Annotated in this window: 20 protein-coding genes and 2 pseudogenes; 14 read left to right on the top strand and 8 right to left on the bottom strand. The window is 70.3% G+C overall.

Going from position 1 to position 19,102, the window contains the following annotated elements; translation table 11 throughout:
• Nucleotides 1-106 precede the first annotated feature (106 nt).
• Nucleotides 107-1,654: a sensor histidine kinase gene (locus ACTWPV_RS14240; protein ID WP_443152095.1), complete on the bottom strand. Its 1,548-nt coding sequence runs from the start codon at nt 1,652-1,654 to the stop codon at nt 107-109.
• 6 nt (nt 1,655-1,660) lie between these two features.
• Entirely contained in the window at nt 1,661-2,344 is a 684-nt protein-coding gene (locus ACTWPV_RS14235; RefSeq protein ID WP_347645715.1) for a response regulator transcription factor, read from the bottom strand.
• Nucleotides 2,345-2,513: 169 nt separating this feature from the next.
• Between ACTWPV_RS14235 and ACTWPV_RS14230 the strand changes: the two genes are divergently transcribed.
• The 4 genes from ACTWPV_RS14230 (at nt 2,514) to sigJ (ending at nt 6,542) form a co-directional block, all read left to right on the top strand.
• Nucleotides 2,514-3,536 (top strand): tripartite tricarboxylate transporter substrate-binding protein, encoded by a 1,023-nt coding sequence (locus ACTWPV_RS14230; protein WP_347645714.1) that lies wholly within the window; start codon nt 2,514-2,516, stop codon nt 3,534-3,536.
• Nucleotide 3,537: 1 nt separating this feature from the next.
• On the top strand, nt 3,538-3,999 hold the full coding sequence (locus tag ACTWPV_RS14225) for a tripartite tricarboxylate transporter TctB family protein (RefSeq protein WP_347645713.1): 462 nt from the start codon (nt 3,538-3,540) through the stop codon (nt 3,997-3,999).
• Between the two features lie 20 nt (nt 4,000-4,019).
• Nucleotides 4,020-5,525: a tripartite tricarboxylate transporter permease gene (locus tag ACTWPV_RS14220; protein WP_347645712.1), complete on the top strand. Its 1,506-nt coding sequence runs from the start codon at nt 4,020-4,022 to the stop codon at nt 5,523-5,525.
• An 81-nt stretch (nt 5,526-5,606) separates the two neighbouring features.
• Nucleotides 5,607-6,542 carry an RNA polymerase sigma factor SigJ gene (sigJ, locus tag ACTWPV_RS14215; protein WP_347645711.1) on the top strand — a complete coding sequence of 312 codons (936 nt, stop codon included), beginning with the start codon at nt 5,607-5,609 and terminating at the stop codon, nt 6,540-6,542.
• A 128-nt stretch (nt 6,543-6,670) separates the two neighbouring features.
• Here the strand turns inward: sigJ and ACTWPV_RS14210 are convergent, their stop codons facing one another.
• Entirely contained in the window at nt 6,671-7,090 is a 420-nt protein-coding gene (locus ACTWPV_RS14210; RefSeq protein ID WP_443152094.1) for a DoxX family protein, read from the bottom strand.
• A 387-nt stretch (nt 7,091-7,477) separates the two neighbouring features.
• Between ACTWPV_RS14210 and ACTWPV_RS14205 the strand changes: the two genes are divergently transcribed.
• The 6 genes from ACTWPV_RS14205 (at nt 7,478) to ACTWPV_RS14180 (ending at nt 12,047) form a co-directional block, all read left to right on the top strand.
• Nucleotides 7,478-8,419, top strand: coding sequence for a CPBP family intramembrane glutamic endopeptidase (locus tag ACTWPV_RS14205; protein WP_443152093.1), 942 nt, complete (start codon nt 7,478-7,480; stop codon nt 8,417-8,419).
• 253 nt (nt 8,420-8,672) lie between these two features.
• Nucleotides 8,673-8,807, top strand: coding sequence for a hypothetical protein (locus ACTWPV_RS14200; RefSeq protein ID WP_347645708.1), 135 nt, complete (start codon nt 8,673-8,675; stop codon nt 8,805-8,807).
• On the top strand, nt 8,804-9,292 hold the full coding sequence (locus ACTWPV_RS14195) for an ATP-binding protein (RefSeq protein WP_443152092.1): 489 nt from the start codon (nt 8,804-8,806) through the stop codon (nt 9,290-9,292). Before ACTWPV_RS14200 ends, ACTWPV_RS14195 begins: the two co-directional genes overlap by 4 nt.
• A 10-nt stretch (nt 9,293-9,302) precedes the next feature.
• A complete protein-coding gene (locus ACTWPV_RS14190; protein ID WP_443152091.1) occupies nt 9,303-10,067 on the top strand; it encodes an alpha/beta fold hydrolase in 765 nt (254 codons plus the stop codon).
• Between the two features lie 22 nt (nt 10,068-10,089).
• On the top strand, nt 10,090-11,355 hold the full coding sequence (locus ACTWPV_RS14185; protein WP_443152090.1) for a cytochrome P450: 1,266 nt from the start codon (nt 10,090-10,092) through the stop codon (nt 11,353-11,355).
• Nucleotides 11,352-12,047 (top strand): IclR family transcriptional regulator, encoded by a 696-nt coding sequence (locus ACTWPV_RS14180; RefSeq protein ID WP_347645704.1) that lies wholly within the window; start codon nt 11,352-11,354, stop codon nt 12,045-12,047. Before ACTWPV_RS14185 ends, ACTWPV_RS14180 begins: the two co-directional genes overlap by 4 nt.
• A gap of 28 nt (nt 12,048-12,075) precedes the next feature.
• Here the strand turns inward: ACTWPV_RS14180 and ACTWPV_RS14175 are convergent, their stop codons facing one another.
• The 4 genes from ACTWPV_RS14175 to ACTWPV_RS14160 all read right to left on the bottom strand — a co-directional run bounded on the left by ACTWPV_RS14175 (nt 12,076) and on the right by ACTWPV_RS14160 (nt 15,921).
• Nucleotides 12,076-12,363: a hypothetical protein gene (locus tag ACTWPV_RS14175; RefSeq protein WP_347645703.1), complete on the bottom strand. Its 288-nt coding sequence runs from the start codon at nt 12,361-12,363 to the stop codon at nt 12,076-12,078.
• A 52-nt stretch (nt 12,364-12,415) separates the two neighbouring features.
• Entirely contained in the window at nt 12,416-14,212 is a 1,797-nt protein-coding gene (locus ACTWPV_RS14170) for a glycoside hydrolase family 2 protein (RefSeq protein ID WP_443152089.1), read from the bottom strand.
• Nucleotides 14,213-14,480: 268 nt separating this feature from the next.
• Entirely contained in the window at nt 14,481-14,735 is a 255-nt protein-coding gene (locus ACTWPV_RS14165; RefSeq protein ID WP_443152088.1) for a substrate-binding domain-containing protein, read from the bottom strand.
• Nucleotides 14,725-15,921 (bottom strand): RNA-guided endonuclease InsQ/TnpB family protein, encoded by a 1,197-nt coding sequence (locus ACTWPV_RS14160; RefSeq protein ID WP_443152087.1) that lies wholly within the window; start codon nt 15,919-15,921, stop codon nt 14,725-14,727. The genes ACTWPV_RS14165 and ACTWPV_RS14160 overlap by 11 nt, the downstream gene beginning before the upstream one ends.
• Nucleotides 15,922-16,003: 82 nt before the next feature.
• On the opposite strand from ACTWPV_RS14160, the pseudogene ACTWPV_RS14155 reads away from it, so the two are divergent.
• Nucleotides 16,004-16,222, top strand: a pseudogene (locus ACTWPV_RS14155) (IS200/IS605 family transposase); the annotation flags it as partial.
• A 51-nt stretch (nt 16,223-16,273) separates the two neighbouring features.
• On the opposite strand, the pseudogene ACTWPV_RS14150 reads toward ACTWPV_RS14155, so the two are convergent.
• Nucleotides 16,274-16,390 (bottom strand): annotated as a pseudogene (locus ACTWPV_RS14150) (LacI family DNA-binding transcriptional regulator); the annotation flags it as partial.
• A 150-nt stretch (nt 16,391-16,540) separates the two neighbouring features.
• Here ACTWPV_RS14150 and ACTWPV_RS14145 point away from each other — a divergent pair.
• From ACTWPV_RS14145 to ACTWPV_RS14135, 3 genes are read left to right on the top strand one after another with little or no spacing between them, the layout of a single operon-like run.
• Nucleotides 16,541-16,858 (top strand): hypothetical protein, encoded by a 318-nt coding sequence (locus ACTWPV_RS14145; protein WP_443152086.1) that lies wholly within the window; start codon nt 16,541-16,543, stop codon nt 16,856-16,858.
• Nucleotides 16,855-18,393, top strand: coding sequence for a WXG100-like domain-containing protein (locus ACTWPV_RS14140; protein WP_443152085.1), 1,539 nt, complete (start codon nt 16,855-16,857; stop codon nt 18,391-18,393). The genes ACTWPV_RS14145 and ACTWPV_RS14140 overlap by 4 nt, the downstream gene beginning before the upstream one ends.
• Entirely contained in the window at nt 18,390-19,043 is a 654-nt protein-coding gene (locus tag ACTWPV_RS14135; RefSeq protein ID WP_443152084.1) for a hypothetical protein, read from the top strand. Before ACTWPV_RS14140 ends, ACTWPV_RS14135 begins: the two co-directional genes overlap by 4 nt.
• The last annotated feature ends 59 nt before the right edge of the window (nt 19,044-19,102 follow it).

Raw genomic sequence — 19,102 nt, 5'->3', positions numbered from 1 at the left:
CTCCGTCGCCCGATTCAGGAGGTCTCAGGCTGCGGGATCCAGGAGGTCTCAGGCTGGGGAATCAGGCGTCCCGAGCGAGGCTCGTGCCGGAGGTCGCAGGCGAGGCTCAGGCGGGGGCAGGAGCCGGCGCGTCCGACGGCGACGCCACCCGGGGCACGGCGGGCAACGCGACCACCGCGGCGAATCCGTGCCCCGACCCGTCCGGACGCGGCAACCCGTCCTCCAGCCGCAGTTCGCCCCCGGCCGCCCCCACCAGGTCGGCGCAGATCGCCAGTCCGAGGCCGGTCCCCGGCACGTTCTGGTGCCGCGGCGAGCGCCAGAACCGCCGTAGCGCCTGGACCCGCTCGGACGCGTCGATCCCCTGCCCGTCGTCACGGACGACGATCGTGACCACCCCACCGCCCCCGGAACCGACCCCGGGCCCATCACCCTGCCCATCACCCGGCCCACCACCTGGGCCGCCGGCCTCGCCCGGATCGGCCTGGGCGGTCACCTCCACCGCCCGCGCGTCCGACAGCCGCAACGCGTTGCTGATCAGCTCGTCCAGGATGCTGCCCAGCCCTCCGGACGGCTCCAGCAGCCGCAGACCCGGCGGTACGTCGACCGCCAGCGTCTGCCCCGCGTTCTCCGTCAGCGCCCGCCACCGGTCCACCCGGGTCGCCAGTACCGCGTCGAGGTCCACCGGCGACGCCGTCCTTATGCTCTCCATCCGCGCGCTGGCCTGCAGGGAGTTCAGCATCCGCTGCATGGCTTTCAGCTCGTCGACGGCGACGGCGTACACCTGACGCCCGTCGCCGGCCCTGTTGCCGGCCCCGTTCCCGGACCCGTCAGCCGGGCCCAGGTGCGGTTCCAGGCTCTCCACGGCGAGCCGGAGGCTGGTCAGCGGGTTGCGCAGCTGGTGGGAGGCGTCGGACACGAACGCCCGCTGCCGCTGCACGGCGTTCTCGACGGCGTCCATCATGGTGTTGAACGACTCGGCCAGCCGCCGCAGCTCGACCGGGCCCGCCTCGGCGTCCGCGCGGATCGTCAGGTCGCCCTGGGAGATGCGCGAGCTGGCCGCGTCCAGTTCGCGCACCGGCCGCAGCACCCACGCCGACACGGGCCAGGCGACGGCCACGAGCGCGATCAGCGGCAGCAGTCCGAGACCGGCGAGCCGGGCCCAGCGCGTGAGGATGCGGGAGCGCGTCTTCGACAGGTCGGAGATCGTCACGACGGCGCCGACGACCTCGCTGTCCCGGCCCACGGGTTCGGCGACCACGAGTGCGGAGTCGTCCCACGGCGCCCATTCCCCTGAGGGTTCGGGTCTGGCCCCTGCCAGCGCGGCCGTCACGATGCGGGGCAGCGCCGGCTCCTTGCGGGCCGCCTCCTGGTAGGCGTCCGCGGGTCCGAGCAGCACCGTGCCCGAGGTGTCGATCACCGCGACGGGGATCCCGTACAGCTCGTGGTAGCGGGCCAGTTCCTGCTGGAGCGCCTCGGTACGCCCGGTCGAGAGCGCGGTCTCGGCCAGCGACGAGAACCGTCCGACGTCGTTGAGCCGGTCGACGTACGTCTCCTGGATCTCCCGTTCGGCCACGGAGACGCTGAGCGGCACCCCGAGCGCCGCGACGAGCAGCACCGCGAGGGGCACCAGGACGACGAGCAGGCGACGGTGCATGGCGGGTCAGCCGGTCGGCTCCGGCCGCTCGGCCAGGAGCCGGTAGCCGACCCCGTGGATCGTACGGATGACCACGGCCGGTCCGAGCTTGTGCCGTAGCGCCGCGATGTGGGTGTCAAGGGTGCGGCTGGAGGACTCCCAGGTGGCGCCCCAGATCTGGTCGAGGATGACGTCGCGGCTCACCACGTTGGGGGCCCGCCTGGCCAGCAGCAGGAGCAGCTCGAACTCCTTGCGGGTCAGCGTCACGGGGGCGCCGTCGACGGTGACCTCGCGGGTGCCGACACCGATCCGCAGCGGGCCGAGGACGAGGGGCTCGTCGGGGTGGCTGAGGGCGCGGGCCAGCCGGGTGCGCCGCAGGACGGCGTCGATCCTGGCCAGCAGCTCCGGGATGCCGAACGGCTTGACGATGTAGTCGTCGGCGCCGGCGCGCAGGCCGCGTACGCGCTCGTGCTCCTCCGAGCGTGCCGTCACGGCGATGACGGCGGTTTCCGGGCGGTCGCGCAGCTTGCGGATCACGTCGAGCCCGTCGCCGTCGGGCAGGCCCAGGTCGACGAGGACCACGTCGGTGGGGTCGGCGCGCACGGCTTCGGCGGCGGTGGCGATGCGGTGGACCTCGAACCCGGCCTGAGCCAGGACGGTCACCAGACCCCGCGCCACGCGGTCGTCATCCTCGATGATGGTGATCCGCATAGTGGATTGTACGACCCGGTCAGACGCCGGTGTTAGCCCGTTCTTGGGATTTCTCTGACATCCTGCGGATTCCTTGGGATTCCTCTGACACTATCCGCGCCCCTGCCAGCCCAGACTGAGGCCGCGCACTCACCGACGGATGCGAATGCGCTGACGAGGAGGCCTCGACATGAGAACGTCCAGCAGATACCGGGCCACCGCGCGGATGATCGCCACGATCGGCGTCGTTTCGCTCATCGCCGCGTGTTCCGGCAACGGAGGTGGAGGCACCGCCGACGCCGGCGGAGGCTACCCGGACGACAACATCACGATCGTCGTGCCGTTCAGCGCGGGCGGCCCGACGGACACCGTCACCCGCCTGATCGCCGAGCCGATGGCCGCCAAGCTCGGCGGCAAGATCGTCGTGCAGAACGTCGAGGGTGCGGGCGGCACGGTCGGCGCCGGCGAGGTCGCGCGGGCAGAACCCGACGGCTACACCGTGCTCATGCACCACATCGGCATGTCGACCGCGCCCGCCCTCTACAAGGACCTGGGCTACCAGCCTCTGGAGAGCTTCGAGACGGTCGGGCTCGTCACCGAGGTGCCCATGACGGTCGTCGCCCGCAAGGACTTCGCGCCCGCCACGCTCAAGGACCTCGTGGCCCACGTGAAGGCGAACGCCGACAAGGTCACGCTGGCCAACGCCGGCATCGGCGCCGCGTCCCACCTGTGCGGCCTGCTGTTCCAGACCGCAGCCGGGGTGAAGCTCCAGGAGGTCCCGTACGAAGGCACCGGCCCGGCGCTGACCGACCTCGTCGGCGGCCAGGTCGACTTCATGTGCGACCAGACGACCAACACCAGCGGCCAGATCACCGCCGGCGAGGTCAAGGCGTACGCCGTCACCACGCCGGAGCGGGTCAAGAGCCTGCCCGACCTGCCCACCACGGCCGAGGCCGGGCTGCCCGGCCTGGAGGTCAGCGTGTGGCACGGGCTCTACGTCCCGAAGGGCACGCCGCAGGACGTCGTGCAGAAGCTGTCCGAGGCGCTGAAGGCCGCGCTGGCCGACCAGAAGGTCATCGACCAGATGGCCAAGCTCGGCACCGCGCCCGTCCCGGCCGAGAGCGCGACCCCGCAGGCGCACAAGACCAAGCTCGAAGAGCAGCTCGGCACCTGGGGCAAGGTCATCGCCGACGCCGGCGTCAAGGCCTCCTGAGGTGGAGCGCCGCCGCTCCTTCCCCGACGTCCTCGCCGGGGGAATCTTCATCCTGATCGGTGGCGCATTCGTGGTGGGGTCGCTCGGCTACGAGCTGGGCACCCCGCTGCGGATGGGCCCCGGCGCCTTCCCGCTGCTGGTCGGCGTGCTCGTGGCCGCGCTGGGCCTGGCCATCGTCATCAAGGGGCTCATCGCCGGCGAGGCGATCGTGTTCGGGCGGATCCCCTGGCGTGCGGTCGCCGCCATCACGCTCGCGCTCGTGTTCTTCGGGTTCACCGTACGGGGGCTCGGGTTCGTGCCGGCGTCGGCGGTGACCGCCCTGCTCACCACGCTGGCCAGTTCGCGCGTGCGGCTGCTCACGGCCGTGGCCGTGTCCGCCGGGCTCACCTTGGCCGGCACGCTCATCTTCGTCGTCGGGCTCCAACTGCGGCTCCCGCTCTGGGGCCCGTGGCTGGGGTTCTGACGCGACATCCGGATTGAGGCATGGAACTTCTCGACAACCTCGCCCTGGGCTTCTCGACGGCCCTCCTGATCCAGAACGTCCTCTACTGCTTCGTGGGTGTGCTGCTCGGAACGGCGGTCGGCGTGCTGCCCGGCATCGGGCCGACGGCGACGGTGGCGATGCTGCTGCCGATCACGTTCAACTTCGAGCCGGTGACGGCGCTGATCATGCTGGCCGGCATCTATTACGGCGCGCAGTACGGCGGCTCGACGACCGCAATCCTCATCAACCTGCCCGGCGAGTCGTCGGCGGCGGTCACCGCGCTCGACGGGCACGAGATGGCCCGGCAGGGCAGGGCCGGCCCGGCGCTGGCCTCCGCCGCGATCGGGTCGTTCATCGCGGGCACGATCGCCACCGTCGCGCTCGCCATCGCGGCCCCGCCGCTGGCCCGCGTCGCGCTGCAGTTCGGCCCGGCCGAGTACTTCTCGCTGGTGCTGCTCGGCCTGATCGTGTCGATCGCGCTGGCGCGCGGCAACGCGATCAAGGCCCTGGCGATGATCTTCCTCGGCGTCCTGCTCGGCACGGTCGGCCAGGACATCTACACCGGCACGCCCAGGTTCGTCTTCGGCCAGCGCGAGCTGTACGGAGGCATCGACTTCGTGTCGGTCGCCGTCGGCATGTTCGGCGTGGCCGAGATCCTGCGCAACCTGGAGAACGAGCAGACCCGCACGGCGATCGTCAGCAAGGTGAAGAATCTCTGGCCCACCCGCGAGGACCGGCGCCGGATCGTCGGACCGATCCTGCGGGGCACCGGTCTCGGCGCCGCGCTGGGCGTCCTGCCCGGCGGTGGCCACGTGCTGGCCTCGTTCACCTCGTACGCCGTCGAGAAGCGCATCTCGAAGCGGCCGCAGGAGTTCGGGCGCGGCGCGATCGAGGGCGTCGCCGGCCCCGAGTCGGCCAACAACGCGGCCGCGCAGACGTCGTTCATCCCGCTGCTCACCCTGGGGCTGCCCGCCCATCCGGTGATGGCGCTGATGGTCGGCGCGTTCATCGTGCACGGCATCACCCCCGGCCCGAACGTCATCACCGACGAGCCCGCGCTGTTCTGGGGCCTGATCGCGTCGATGTGGATCGGCAACGTGCTGCTCGTGCTGCTGAACCTGCCGCTGATCGGCATGTGGGTGCGCATGCTGCGCATCCCGTACCAGGTGCTGTTCCCGATGATCATCCTGTTCGCCTCGATCGGGACGTACTCGCTGGGGTTCAACGCGTTCGACGTCTACGCGATCGTGCTCTTCGGGCTCCTGGGCTACATCCTGATCAAGTGCGGCTGCGAGCCGGCGCCGCTGCTGCTCGGCTTCGTCCTCGGGCCCCTGCTGGAGGAGAACCTGCGGCGGGCGATGATCATCTCTCGCGGCGACGCGTCGGTCTTCCTGACCCGGCCGATCTCCGCGGTGCTGCTGGCCGTGGCGCTGGCGGCGCTCGTCGTGGCCGTCCTCCCGACGATCCGCAAGCGCCGCGAGATGGTGTTCACCGAGGACGACTAGCCACTTCGCCGCCCCTCACAGTTCGGTGCCGTGTCTCGTCGTACGGGTAGGGACAGATGCGAACGAGGGAGCCGCGGCACCATGACCACCCCATCCGAGCCGGCACACGCCCGGCCCGATCCGGGCCTGAGCGCGATCATGAGCGAGCGGCGTCACCTGATCAATCTCGCCTACCGGCTCCTCGGCTCCCTCGCCGACGCGGAGGACGTCGTGCAGGAGACGTACGCCCGCTGGTACGCCATGTCCCGGCGGCAGCAGGAGGCCATCGACTCCCCCGGCGCCTGGCTGACGACGGTCGCCAGCCGCATCTGCCTCGACCTGCTCGGCTCGGCGCGGGCCCGGCGCGAGAGATATGTGGGCGAATGGATCCCCGAGCCGCTGCCCGAGCAGTCGGAATGGAGTGCCGGCCGGCCGGGCGCCACCGGGACCGACCCGGCCGATCGGGTCACCCTCGACGAGTCGGTCAACATGGCGTTCCTCGTCGTGCTCGAATCCATGACTCCCGCCCAGCGGGTGGCGTTCATCCTGCACGACGTCTTCCGCTACTCCTTCGCCGAGGTGGCCGGGATCGTCGGGCGCACCGAGGCGGCCTGCCGCCAGCTGGCCGCCTCGGCCCGCCGCCGCATCCGCACCGCGCGACCGCCCCAGGCCCCCGCGGCCCGGCAGGCCGGCATCGTCAGGGACTTCAAGCAGGCGTGGGAGGCCAAGGACATCGACGCCCTCGTCAACCTCCTCGACCCCGACGTCACGGGCACCGCCGACGGTGGCGGGGTCGTCAACGCCGTGCTGCGCCCGATCGAGGGCCGCGAGCGCCTCGCGCGGCGCTTCGTCGAGATCGCCCGCCTGGCGCCCGACGTGACCATCCTGGAGCGCACGGTCAACGGCCGGCCCGGGCTCGTGGCCCAGCAGGACGGCGCCACCATCGTGGTGATGGCGTTCGACGTCGCAGGCGACCGGATCAAGCGCATCTGGGCCGTGCTCAATCCAGAAAAGCTCCGGCCCTGGACGGATATCTGACCGGAGGCCGAATCGTGGTGAATATCTGAATCACGCGGACGGGTTTTCGCGTGCGCGAGGAATTCCGGCGGCCAGGAATAGCTCCCGTGCCGGCAATGACAATAGGCAGGTACGCAACGCCGCCGCCGTCATCTCTTTTCGTGTGCGAGAGGGCGTGAGGGGGCGAGCAGCGTGGACAGCGCCCAGCGTCCGGGGCCGAGGACGGCGACGAGCAGGAAACCCCAGCAGAAGAGCGCGGCCTTCTCCCCGCCGTTCTGGATGGGGAAGAGCGCCTGCGGCTGGTGGACGAAGAAGTAGGCGTAGGCCATGCTGCCCGAGCAGATGACGGCGGCGGCACGCGTACCCAGGCCGAGCATGACGAGCACGCCGCCGACCAGCTGGATGGCGGCCGCCCACCAGCCCGGCCACTGGCCGATGCCGGGCACCGCGCCCTGCGGACCGCCCAGCACGCCGAAGAGTGTCGCCGCGCCGTGGCAGGCGAACAGCAGCCCTATCACGATCCGGTACAGGGCCAGGAAGAGCCCTTGATTCTTGAGCAGTGAATCCACCGATGTGTCCTTTCAAGAGGAAGGTTCCGGACCAATCGTGGGAGCGCTCCCAAACAGGTTCTCCAAAAACCAATACAAATGTCAACTACGTGCCGGCCGAAGGGTCCGTCGGCGAACGCCCGAGATGCGCGCCAAATGGCCGGACACTTCCTTCGCGAATATTCCGGCCCATGAAACTTTCACCCGCGCACGCGTCCGGCCCGGCCGCCACACGGCCGGCCCCCGGCGATGCGCCGCACCTGCGAACGGCGCGCTCACCTGGGCGTTCTCCGCACAGGTGCCCCTACCTGTACCTCGAATGGGGTGTACGCGGGAGCGACGAGGAGGGTGCGTGACTGGTGTGCTCGTCACCGTCAGCCAAGCGGGCGCACCTGAGGAGGAAGTGGGATGGTCGTCGACAACCAGGTCGATGCCGGACAGAACGGGGTCCGGGGGTTCATGCGCAGCCGTCCGGTGATCAGTTTCTTCGTCCTGGCCAACCTGCTGAGCTGGGTCGCCTGGGCCCCCTACGTCCTGTCGAACAACGGCCTGGGCATCCTGGACTTCTCCTTCCCCACGCTGCTCGGCACCACGCAGTTCACCGGCGTCCTGCCCGGCGCCTATCTCGGCCCCGTCTTCGCCGCCTACCTCGTGACCAGGGTCGCGGACGGCAAGGAAGGCGTCCGCCGGTGGGTCAGGCGGATGACCAGGTGGCGGGTCAGCTGGATCTGGTATCTCGGAACGGCCCTCGGCGTTCCCGCCGCCGTCATCGTCACCGGGTTCGCGCTCTCCGACGAGGACATCCACATGCCGCCCGTCGCCGCGCTGGTGGCCTACGTGCCCGGCCTGCTGATCCAGATGGCCACCACCGGACTGGCGGAGGAGCCCGGCTGGCGGGACTTCGCCCTGCCCCGCATGCAGCGCAGGCTCGGCCCGCTCGGCGCCACCGTCGTCCTCGGTCCGCTGTGGGGCGTCTGGCACCTGCCGCTGTTCCTGAGCGAGTGGGGTGGATGGCCGGACGTCACCCGGTTGCGGATCGGCGAGTTCGTCGCCTTCGCCGTCGTCTTCAGCGTGGTCGTCACCTGGGTGTTCAACCGGACCGGCCAGAGCCTGCCGCTGGTCATGCTGCTGCACGTCAGCGTCAACAACTTCATGTCGATCGTCTACTCGGACATGTTCCCGTCGATCGCCGACGCCGAGCACGCGAGCCGGGTCACGCTGCTCGCGGGCGCCACGGCGGCGTTCCTGCTGATCGTCGCGACCCGGGGCCGGCTCGGCTACCGCCCGGACGAGGAGCCCGGACGAGAGCCCGTACGAGAGCCCGCACAGGAGATTCCCCATCGGCGGTGAGACGCCGGGGCACAGCAGCGGGCGCGGGACCGGTGGCCGGTCCCGCGCCCGACGTGTGTCCGGCGAAAACCATGCGGCATTTCGCCGCAAACGGGACATCGCGGCAGCGCCTTCGCAACCGTCGTGACGAATGATCGACTTTTTCTGTCAATCGCATTGACATCGACCCTGTTCCGGCCGATGCTTTCCTCGCTGCACGCCCGTTTTTTGACCACCGCGCCCATTATTTGGGCATCCGGGAGAAGCCCACGCCGTGTTCGCGATTGATCTGAAACCCGAGGCCGGACGCACCCCCAAGCGCCCCATGGAGGGCGGCGTGGGATCGAGAGCCCGCACCGGCGGCGCACTGACCTGCCACCTGCTGCCGGCGAGAGCGAGCGCGCCGTGAACGTGCTCACCGATTCCACGAGCCGGCTGCTCTCCCGCTGGTGCGATCTGCCCTGCTCGCCGATCGCCTCGTCCATCGCCCGCCGCTGGGTGGCGGGGATGCTCACCTCCTGGAAGTTGCCGCTCTCCCCCGCGAACGAGGCGACGATCGCCGAGCTGACCAGCGAGCTGGTCACCAACGCGGTCCAGCACGCCGCCCCGCCACCCTGCGGCTCCTCCGGGATCAGGATCAACGTACGGGCCGGAGCCACCACGATCTGGCTGGCGGTCTGCGACCACGACCCGACCCTCCCCACGCGCCGGGCTCCCGACTTCTTCGCCGAGAGCGGGCGCGGCCTGTTCCTGGTGGAGGCGCAGGCCGACCAGTGGGGCGCGGTCCAGCACGAGAACGGCAAGTACGTCTGGTTCAGCCTGCAGTGCCACGGCGGCGCCCAGCACCCGAGCGAGATGCCGCCCGCCGACCCATCCGGTTGCCCCGAACGCTAAGGAGAACACCATGGCCCCTGTCGTCCTCCCCCACGACGTCACCGGCTCCGGGCAGCACCACGTGATCGTGTTGCACGGCTGGTTCGGCGACCGCAGCTCCTTCAGGAACATCCAGCCCTACCTGGACGGCGACGCGTTCAGCTACGCCTTCCCCGACTACCGGGGGTACGGCGAGGCGCGCGACCTCACCGGCGAGTACTCCCTCGCCGAGATCTCCGGCGACGTGATCGCGCTCGCCGACAAGCTGGGCTGGGAGACGTTCTCCCTGGTCGGCCACTCGATGGGCGGGACGGCGATGCAGCGCGTGATGCTGGACGCGCCCGGGCGGGTGAGCAAGCTCGTCGGCATCTCCCCGGTGCCGGCCTCCGGCGTGCCGTTCGACGACCAGAGCTGGGCGCTGTTCTCCGGGTCCGCCGAGGAGCCCGGCAACCGGCGCGCCATCATCGACCTCACCACCGGCAACCGGCTTCCCGGCGTGTGGCTCGACCAGATGGTGGCCGGCTCGCTGGGCAACTCCACGGTGACGGCCTACCGTGCGTACCTCGACGCTTGGGCCAAGACCGACTTCCACACCGAGGTGACCGGTTCCGCCACGCCGGTGCTCGTCATCGCCGGCGAGCACGACCCCGCGCTCTCCGCCGACGTCATGCGGGGCACCTGGCTGCAGTGGTACACCGACGCCGAACTGCTGACCTTCGCCGACGCCGGCCACTACGCGATGGACGAGACGCCGCTGGCCCTCGTGTCGGCCATCGAACGTTTCCTGGCCGCCTGACCGATCCCTTGGAGGGTTGCCCGTGAGTACGACGGTCAACGTGTTCGACCCGCGTATCTACGCACAGGGCATCCCGCACGAGACGTACCGCCTGCTACGTGACCACCACCCCGTGCGCTGGCAGGAGGAGCACGAGGTCGGCGACTGGCCGGCCGGGCCCGGATTCTGGGCGGTGACCCGCCACGCGGACGTCGTGCGTGTCCTGCGGTCGCCCAGCGAGTTCAGTTCCTGGCTCGGCGCCACCCAGATCCGCGACCCCGACCCGGCCGACCTGTCGTTCATCCGGCGGATGATGCTCAACCTCGATCCGCCGGATCACGGCCGGCTCCGGCGGATCGTCTCCGGCGTGTTCACCCCGAGGCGCGTCGAACGTTTCGCCGCCGGCATCGCGACGCGGGCCCGGCTGCTCATCGACGAGATCGCCGAGCGGGGCGAGTGCGACCTGCCGGTGGACGTGACCGACGACTACCCGATCCACAACCTCGCGGATCTCCTCGGCATCCCGCTCGCCGACCGCGGCCAGATCCTGGAGTGGACCAACCGCGTGATCGGCTACCAGGATCCCGACCACGCGACCGTCGAGCGGGGCCCGGACGGCCGACCGGTCAACCCCCGTTCCCCGGCGATGCTCAAGGACATGTTCGAGTACGCCCACGCGCTCGCCGCCCGCAAGCGCAGGGAGCCGGCGGACGATCTCATGACGGCGCTGGCCACGGCCGAGGTGGACGGGCAGCGTCTCACCGATCCCGAGCTGTCGATGTTCTTCTTCCTCCTGGTCATCGCGGGCAACGACACCGTGCGGTCGGCCCTGCCCGGCGGGCTGGTCGCGCTGCTCGGCCATCCGGGCCAGCATCGCCGGCTGCTCGACGACCCGGAGCTGCTCGACACCGCCGTCGAGGAGATGTTGCGCTGGCATCCGCCGGTGCTCAGCTTCCGCCGCACCGCCGTACGCGACGTGGTCCTGGCCGAGCAGCCCATCGCCGCAGGCGACAAGGTCGTCGTCTTCCACGGCGCGGCCAACTTCGACGAGCGGCGCTTCCCCGACCCGATGCGTTTCGACATCGCGCGCCGGCCCAACGACCACGTCTCGTTCGGGGACGGGCCGCACGTGTGCCTCGGCGCCCGGTTCGCCCGGCTGCAACTGCGCACGTTCTACCGGGAGCTGCTCTGGCGGCTGCCGGACATGCGGCTCGCCGGGCCTCCCGAGCGGCTGGTGTCGAACTTCATCGGCGGCGTCAAGCACCTGCCGCTGCGCTACACCCCCGCACCCAGGCTGGGCGCCGCATGACCGCCGACCAGCCCGGCACGGCGGGCACCGCGGTGTCGAAGACGATCGACACCGGCCTGCGGCTGCTGGAGATCCTGAAGGACCATCCGGACGGGTTGACGATCACCGAGCTCGCGCAGCTGACCGGGATCCACCGCAACGCGGTCTCCCGGCACCTCGTCGCGCTCGGCAACCACCGGCTGGCCGCCCGGGTCGGCAACCGCTTCACCCTGGGCCTCGGCATCGTCGAGCTCAACGCCGCCGTGCAACACCGGCTGCGCAGCGCGGCCTCGGCGGCGTTGCAGGCGCTGGCCGACACCTGCAACGCCACCGCGTTCATCACGGTGCTCGACATCGACGAGAGCCAGGCGGTCGTGCTCACCGTGGCCGAGCCGCGCGCCTCGCAGATCCACGTCACCTATCGCGCGGGCACCCGGCACCCCTCGAACCGCGCCGCCTCGGGGATCGCGATCCTGGCGGGCCGCCCGCCCCGCCCGGGCGAGCGCCCCGAGATAGCGCAGGCCCGCGCCGTCGGCTACTCGGTCACCGAAGGCGAGCTCCAGCCGGGCGCCTGGGGTGTCGCCGCCCCGATCTCCATCGCGGGACGCCCGGCAACCGCGAGTGTGGGCATGGTGACCATCGGGGAGCGGGACGCCGACGAGATCGCCCCCATCGTGCTCAGCACCGCGAGGGAGATCTCCCGGTTCCTCTGACGACCCCGCGCGAGGCAGGCCGCCCTGGCTAGCAGGTGACGACCTTCTGGTACTTCCCCCAGTAGTTGTGCCGGCGCATCTGCCCCTGCTGCAGGGTCCAGCAGGGCGAGTCCTTGCCGAACCTGATGACGATCTTCACGCGTACGGCCCTGCCGCAGGAGCGGTTCTTGACGAACGCGAACCCGCCCAGGTCGGCGTGCGACCGCCCGACGCAGGCCGGCGCGGTGCCGGCGGTCTGGGCGGAGGCCGGCCCGGCCCCGGTGAGCACCAGGCCGGCCCCGAGAACGGCTACGGATACCGCTTGGAGAATCTTCATGACGGCAGTGTCCGTACGCGCGCGTTGAGGACGTGTTGAGCCGGTGTTGAGGTCAGCGTTCGGAGGCGGCGGTCCGGGTCTGGACCTCGCGCACCCGCTCCACGTCCAGCTTGTTCGTCCGGTCGAACCGGTAGATGCCGTTCTCCTCCTGGAACACGTCGGTCAGCTGCGTGTAGCAGTATCCGAACATGTCCGGATCATCCAGCAGCACGTCGGTCAGCCCGGCGAACCGCGCGTGGAACTCGTCCTCGGTCCGCACCCGCTGCCCGTATCCCCAGGACGTCTGCCGGTCCGCCCGCTGATCGGTCCCGGCCAGCTCGGGGTTCCACCAGATCCCGCCGTACTCGCTGACGAAGTACGGCTGCCCCCGGTACGCCACGGAGATGGGCCGGCCGTCGGCGTCGTTGACGAACGGCTCGTCCCTCTTCAGGCCGGACATCAGGTCGGCGAAGGTGGCGGGCTCCTGCTCGTAGTTGTGCGAGTCGTAGATGTCGGTCTCCGGCACCCGGTGGCTGTAGCCGGACGCGTCGATGACCGGGCGGGTGGGGTCGGCGAGCTTCGTGGCCAGGAACATGCCGTGGGTGACGTCGTCGAGCTGGGAGACGCGGTCGTGGATCGGCTGCCGGGTCTCGTTGAGCGGGCACCAGCCGATGATCGACGGGTGTGAGACGTCCCGTTCCAGGACCTCCAGCCACTGCGTGACGAAGGACGCGGTCGGCCGCTGCTCGCGCCCGTCGTGGGCGCCCCAGTCGCCGAACTCCCCCCACACCAGGTAGCCCAGCCGGTCGGCGTGGTAGAGGAAACGCTCCTCGAACACCTTCTGGTGCAGGCGCGCCCCGTTGAAGCCCGCGGCCAGCGCCAGCTCGATGTCCCGGAGCAGCGCGGCGTCGCTGGGCGCGGTCATGAGGCCGTCGGGGTAGTAGCCCTGGTCGAGGACGAGCCGCTGGAACACGGGACGGCCGTTGATAAGGACGCGCTTGCCGTCGATCGCGATGGAGCGCAGCCCGGCGTAGCTGTCGACGGTGTCCGTGACGGCGCCGCCGTCGTCGAGCAGCTCGACCTTCACGTCGTAGAGGTGGCCGTCGCCCGGCTCCCACAGGCGCACCCGGTCCTGCGCGATCTCCAGGCGCAGGGAGGGGGCGAGGTCCGCGTCGGCGCGGGCGGTCGCGGTGGCGACGGCGCCGTCCTTGTCGGCGACGCTCACCCGGACCGAGCTGCCGGGTCGGTTGCCGGACAGCGGGGTGACGACGGTGAAGGAGGAGGTCGCGACGTCGGGGGTGATGCGCGGGCGGCGCAGGTGCACGTCGGGGACGGGCTCCAGCCACACGGTCTGCCAGATTCCCGTCGTGCGGGTGTAGAGGCACTCGTAGTTCGCGTACCGGGTCGACTGCTTGCCCCGCGCCTGGGGTCCCTCGCGGGGGTCGCGAGCGCGTACGACGATCGTGGCGTCCTCGCCGGGGCGCGCCACGTCCGACAGGTCGGCCGTGAACGGGGAGAAGCCGCCGCGGTGGCGGGCCACCTCGACGCCGTTCACCCACACGGTGGCGTCGTGGTCGACGGCGCCGAAGTGCAGCAAGGTCCGGCGGCCCGCCCACGCGGCCGGGATGGTCACGGTGCGGCGGTACCACACCGCCTCCATGAAGTCGGTGTGCCCGAGCCCGGACAGCTCCGACTCCGGCGCGAAGGGGACGGTGATCGTCCCGGAGAGCTCGCGTTCGCGCAGGCCGCGCTCAAGGCCGGAGTCTCCGGCGTCGATCTCGAACTGCCACGGTCCGTTGAGGGTGAGCCAGTCCTGCCGGACCATCTGCGGGCGGGGGTATTCCGGTCGGGGCACGGCGGAACTCGGCATCTGTCAACCTTCCGGAAAGCACAATTACCGACAAAACAAAACTTTTTGCTACGTAGGAGAGTGTGCCACACTTCCTCCAACCGGAGTCAACATCCGGCCATCCCCCGTTGTGAGGGCCAGCCGGACCCTCTGCGAGGAAGCACCTGTCGAAGACCCTCAGGAGCCAGGGCGGGCTCGTCTACGTGTTGCCGTTCTTCGTGACCGCCACCACCGGGCTCGGCGGTCAGTGACCGGCCCCATCACGGCTCGCTGCGGGTCGCGTACCGGATCACCGAGGCGTTCGAGACGGGACGCCGGGGCGCGCCGGCCCCTCACTGACTGGACTCGCGCATTTCAAGTGGAAGTCGACCATGATGTGCGACGCGCGCCCGCCGGGCTTTCCGGTGATCTGCTCGTGGAGCATCGCGACGGCGTGGGCGGCCATCGACTCGACGTCGGGGGAAACGGAGGTCAGCGACGGCGTCGATTGACGCGCTCCCCGGCCTGAAGGCCGCGGTTCAGCCCGTGCCGCGTCATGCGGCACCTCTGAGGCTTCCTGCTTCGTCGCGCTGTGCCGGGGCAGGCCCCGGTCTTACCCGCGCTCCACAGGCGTTTAGCCTGTCCGCCCGTCCGGCGACCAGGATGTTGATCGCCGCGTTGACGTCCCGGTCGTGGACCGCGCCGCACGGGCACTCCCACGACCGGACGTTCAGCGGCATGGACTTGGCCGGCGCGCCACACGCCGAGCACAACTTCGAACTGGGGAACCAGCGGTCGATCCTCACGAGGGTCCGACCGGCGCGGGCGGCTTTGTAGGCCAGCATCGCCGTGAACCGGCCCCATCCGGCGTCGTGCACCGACTTGGCGAGCTTCGTGCGGGCCAGGCCCTTCACGGCAAGGTCCTCCACGTACACCGCTTGGTTCTCGCGGATCAACGCGGTGGACAGCTTGTGCGCGAAGTCCCGGCGCGCGTCGGCCACCCTCGCGTGCGCGCGGGCGACCCGGGCGACGGCCTTCTTCCTGTTCGCCGAACCTTTCCTCTTGCGGGACAGGGCCTGCTGGGCCTTGTTCAACCGGCGTTCGGCGCGGCGCAGGAAACGCGGGTTGTCGATCTTCCGGCCGTCCGACAGCACCGCAAAGTGCGTCAGGCCCAGGTCGATACCAACCTCGGAGGCGGTCTCCGGCAGCGGCTCGTCGCCCGCCTCGACCACGAACGACGCGAAGTACCGCCCGGCGGCGTCCTTGACCACCGTCACGCTGGAGGGCTCGGCGGGCAAGGAACGCGACCAGCGCACCGGCACGTCGCCGACCTTCGGCAGGCGCAGCCTTCCGCCCGCCGTGATGGAGAACCGAGCGTTGCGGGTGAAGCGGATCGCCTGCCGGTTGTCCCTCTTGGACCGGAATCGGGGAGCGGCGACCTTCGGCCCTTTGCGTTTGCCGGTGATCGAGGCGAAGAAGTTGCGGTAGGCGGTGTTCAGGTCGGCCAGGGCCTGCTGGAGGACCACGGCGGAGACCTCGCCCAGCCAGAAGCGTTCCGGTGTCTGCTTCGCCGCCGTGATGACCCGCTTCGACAGGTTCCCGTCGGAGACGTACGGCAGTCCGGCCGCATGGGCGTCCTGTCGCGCACGCAGGGCGTCGTTGTACACCGTCCGCGCGCACCCGAACGCGCGGGCCAGCGCCTGGCGCTGACCGGCGGTCGGGTAGAGGCGCACGTTGTACCGAAGCTGCACACCATGATCCTACCTTTGGTTTATGGCCTAACATGGAGACATCAGAACCGGCAGACACTGTGTTTTCGCCCTGCACGCTCATTTGGTCTTCGTACCAAGTTCCGGCATTAGGTGTTCACTGGCGCCCACGTGGAGCGCAGGGAGCAGATCATGCGGGAGGCGTGCGCGGGACTTCGAGTGCGAGTTGGCCGAGTTCAACGGCGAGAGCAGCCACGTCCATCTGCTGGTGAATCTCCCGCCGAAGGTCGCACTGTCCCGCCTGGTCAACCCACTGAAAGGGGCGTCCTCCCGGCGACTGCGGACGAACCCGGTAGCGGGCCTCCTCGACGTCGTCGAAGCGGACGTAGCCGAGCATGGCCATGGCGTCGAGCACGCGCTGGCGGGTCTCCGGGCGGACGTGTTCGTAGTTGTTGACGACGTTGGAGACCGTGCGCTGGGACACGCCGGCGGCGCGCGCCACGTCGTGCATGCTCACAGCCATCAGGGGCGTCTCACATGGAGAGACGGCGTGCCGTAGTGCAGACGACAGATGAACTGTAAACTTTGTCAGCCCTGGTCACGTATGTCTCTTCCGTGCGTTCTTATCCCATCCGCACACGTGCTGACCTCCGGAGGAACCATGAGCTCTCCAGATGCCCTGTACGCCTACAGCGGGATCAAGAAGAGAGCCGGAGTCGTCTGCGACACCGCGGAGGACCTCCGGGTCGCCCGCCGCGAGTGGAAGGAGAAGGTCGACTCCCCCGAGCCCGAACTCGAGCTCGGCGACCCGGCCGCCGCCGTCACCGGCGTGCGCGAGGTCTGGGAGAAGGAGTTCACCGTCTATCGCGAGGTGCTCGAGAAGTGGTGCCTGGCGACGCGCGCGTCAGCCGCGGGGTTCGAGTCTGTCGAGGACTACCTCCGGTCCAGGCAGACGCCCACGTCCGGTGACCGTCCATGACCTCGGACGACTATCTGCAGGTCTCGACCGCGATCAGCCGGCTTCAGCAGGGCGTCGGCTTCCTCGCGACGATCACCAACCCGGTCACCATGATCGGCGAGGCCATCAGCACGATCAACACGCTGGGCTCGATCCTCAGGGACGTGCCCGGAGATCCCGACGGCATCGACGACCTCGGCAGGGCCTTTCGCAGGATGGCGGGCGCCATCGACACGGCCGCCATCGATCTCGACCACACGCAGGTCTCGGTGCCGTCGGTGTGGAAGGGCGAGGCCGCCACCGAGGCGCTCGCCGCGCTCAAAGCGACCGACGACCTGCTGCAGCAGGCAGCGCCCGCCATGCGCAAGGCGGACACGTTGCTGACGGAATATGCCGACGAGCTGCGCCGGCTGAAACGCAGGCTCGGCGAGCACCGGCAGGACCTGCTCGACGCGGTGGGCGAGCTCGACAGCGCCCAGGACATCGTGCGCAACATGTGGAACACCGTGTGGCCGTTCGACGGCGACGGCGGCATCGCCGACGACATCGGCCGGGCCATCGGGGCCATCACCGGCGCCATCAAGGTCTTCGAAGACCTGGAGACCGCGGTGGACACGCTGCAGCGCGGGTTGCGCGACGTGCAGGGCAAGGCACGCGCGGGCGCGGTCCGTTCGCCGCACATCGACGCCTTCGACGCGGTGCTGCTGGCGGCCGCGGGCATCGACGGCACCGCGCAGGAGGAGAACGGCATCCTGAGCACGGCGCAGCTGGCCAGGGCCGCCGAGAAGATGGAGGCGCTGTCGGACGACGACCGCGCCCGCATGCAACGCCTCCTCGACGACGCCGGCTCCGAGGCGGAACGCGCCTACCTGATGAAGGCACTCGCGGCCGGCCACTCGGTCGATGACATCTCCACCTTCGCCTCGACCATCCGCGGCAAGAGCGAGAGCTGGTTGCGCGAGCACCTCAGCCTGGTCGACCCGGCGAGCAGCGGAAAGGTGCTCGTCAACGGCGTCGAGCTGGAGCAGCAGAACCAGACGACCTGCGGCTCCACCTCGATCATGGTGGCCCGCGCCATGAACGACCCGCTGTACGCGCTGAGCCTGACCACGGACGACAAGGGCAACCCGCTGTCGGCCGCCGAGCTCCGGCAGAGGTTCACCGACGAGCAGCACCGCATCCACGACTCCACCAACACCGTGTGGCCGCAGAGCCTGGGCACCTCCCCCTGGGGGCTGAGCGGCGAGATGAACGAGCACGCCGACTCCTTCGGCACGCGCTACGACTGGCGGATCGTCGACGACACCGACGCCGGCTCCGTCAACCCGGCGCTCAACGACGCCGTCGGCGCGGTGGACGCCGGCCACACCGTGCCGGTCCTCATCGGCGACTCCTACCCGGCCCACTACGTGCTGCTCGTCGGGCACGAGGGCGACAACCTGGTCTTCTACAACCCGAGCGGGGAGATGACCCGCGTCAGCGAGGACGACTTCCGCAACGGCGACGTCTCGGCCCTGGGCTACGACCACGTCCAGGGCGTGGTGACCCCCCGATGAGCCGGCGACTCCTGCTGGTGCCGATCTGCGTGCTGCTGAGCGGGTGTGCCGCCTCCGACGCCACGACGCGCGCCGACCAGGCGCGGCTCGACGTCATGGTGTCGCAGCCGTTCGTCGGCGAGGCCGTCGAGGAGCCGGCCCGCAGGGTCGCGTTCCAGAAGTCGGACGACCTGCCCGCCACCCGGGGCACGGTGACCGTGGTCCTGGCCGACGGCCCGGCCGCGGATCCGGCCGGCGAGGCGCGGCGGCAGGCCGCGAGGGGCATGCGGAAACTGCGTGGCGGCGGCTGGACCGTCTACGCCACCGTGTGCCTGCCGCCGCGCGAGTCCGGTGACCCCGACCCGCCGGCGGAAGGCGCCTGGGACGCGTGGTCGTTCGCCGCGCACGCCTACAAGATCGTGGACGGCGTGTCCTACTTCGCCGTCGCCCAGGGGCTCGGGCAGTTGCCTGGCGACGTCGAGATGACCATCGAGATGCGCGCGCCGAGCTCGCACGAGCCGGTCACCGACCTGTTCCCCGACCGGCCGCCGGCCCTGCCCGCGGGACGGAACTGCGTGGAATCCGGCGACCTCCCGTCGAAGAAGCTCGCCGACGGCCCACCGGTGGTCATGGGCGAAAGCGGCCGCGAGCCATCCGGCAACGTACGGTGACGACCAGCCACGTGCGCTCTGGGCTGGGAAAACTAGATCATGTAGGGTGAGCCCGGCAT

Origin of the sequence: Nonomuraea sp. KM88 (genome assembly GCF_052245635.1) — a bacterium.
GTDB lineage: Bacteria > Actinomycetota > Actinomycetes > Streptosporangiales > Streptosporangiaceae > Nonomuraea.
Note: the sequence above shows the minus strand (reverse complement) of the source record. Positions and strands in the feature narration are given on the sequence as shown.

Bases quoted from the DNA above. Each gene is read 5' to 3' on its own strand.
- ACTWPV_RS14240 (WP_443152095.1), bottom strand. From the start codon at position 1,654: ATGCACCGTCGCCTGCTCGTCGTCCTGGTGCCCCTCGCGGTGCTGCTC.
- ACTWPV_RS14135 (WP_443152084.1), top strand. From the start codon at position 18,390: ATGAGCCGGCGACTCCTGCTGGTGCCGATCTGCGTGCTGCTGAGCGGG.
- ACTWPV_RS14205 (WP_443152093.1), top strand. From the start codon at position 7,478: ATGGTCGTCGACAACCAGGTCGATGCCGGACAGAACGGGGTCCGGGGG.
- ACTWPV_RS14235 (WP_347645715.1), bottom strand. From the start codon at position 2,344: ATGCGGATCACCATCATCGAGGATGACGACCGCGTGGCGCGGGGTCTG.
- ACTWPV_RS14190 (WP_443152091.1), top strand. From the start codon at position 9,303: ATGGCCCCTGTCGTCCTCCCCCACGACGTCACCGGCTCCGGGCAGCAC.
- ACTWPV_RS14230 (WP_347645714.1), top strand. From the start codon at position 2,514: ATGAGAACGTCCAGCAGATACCGGGCCACCGCGCGGATGATCGCCACG.
- ACTWPV_RS14145 (WP_443152086.1), top strand. From the start codon at position 16,541: ATGAGCTCTCCAGATGCCCTGTACGCCTACAGCGGGATCAAGAAGAGA.
- ACTWPV_RS14140 (WP_443152085.1), top strand. From the start codon at position 16,855: ATGACCTCGGACGACTATCTGCAGGTCTCGACCGCGATCAGCCGGCTT.
- sigJ (WP_347645711.1), top strand. From the start codon at position 5,607: ATGACCACCCCATCCGAGCCGGCACACGCCCGGCCCGATCCGGGCCTG.
- ACTWPV_RS14170 (WP_443152089.1), bottom strand. From the start codon at position 14,212: ATGCCGAGTTCCGCCGTGCCCCGACCGGAATACCCCCGCCCGCAGATG.
- ACTWPV_RS14220 (WP_347645712.1), top strand. From the start codon at position 4,020: ATGGAACTTCTCGACAACCTCGCCCTGGGCTTCTCGACGGCCCTCCTG.
- ACTWPV_RS14175 (WP_347645703.1), bottom strand. From the start codon at position 12,363: ATGAAGATTCTCCAAGCGGTATCCGTAGCCGTTCTCGGGGCCGGCCTG.
- ACTWPV_RS14180 (WP_347645704.1), top strand. From the start codon at position 11,352: ATGACCGCCGACCAGCCCGGCACGGCGGGCACCGCGGTGTCGAAGACG.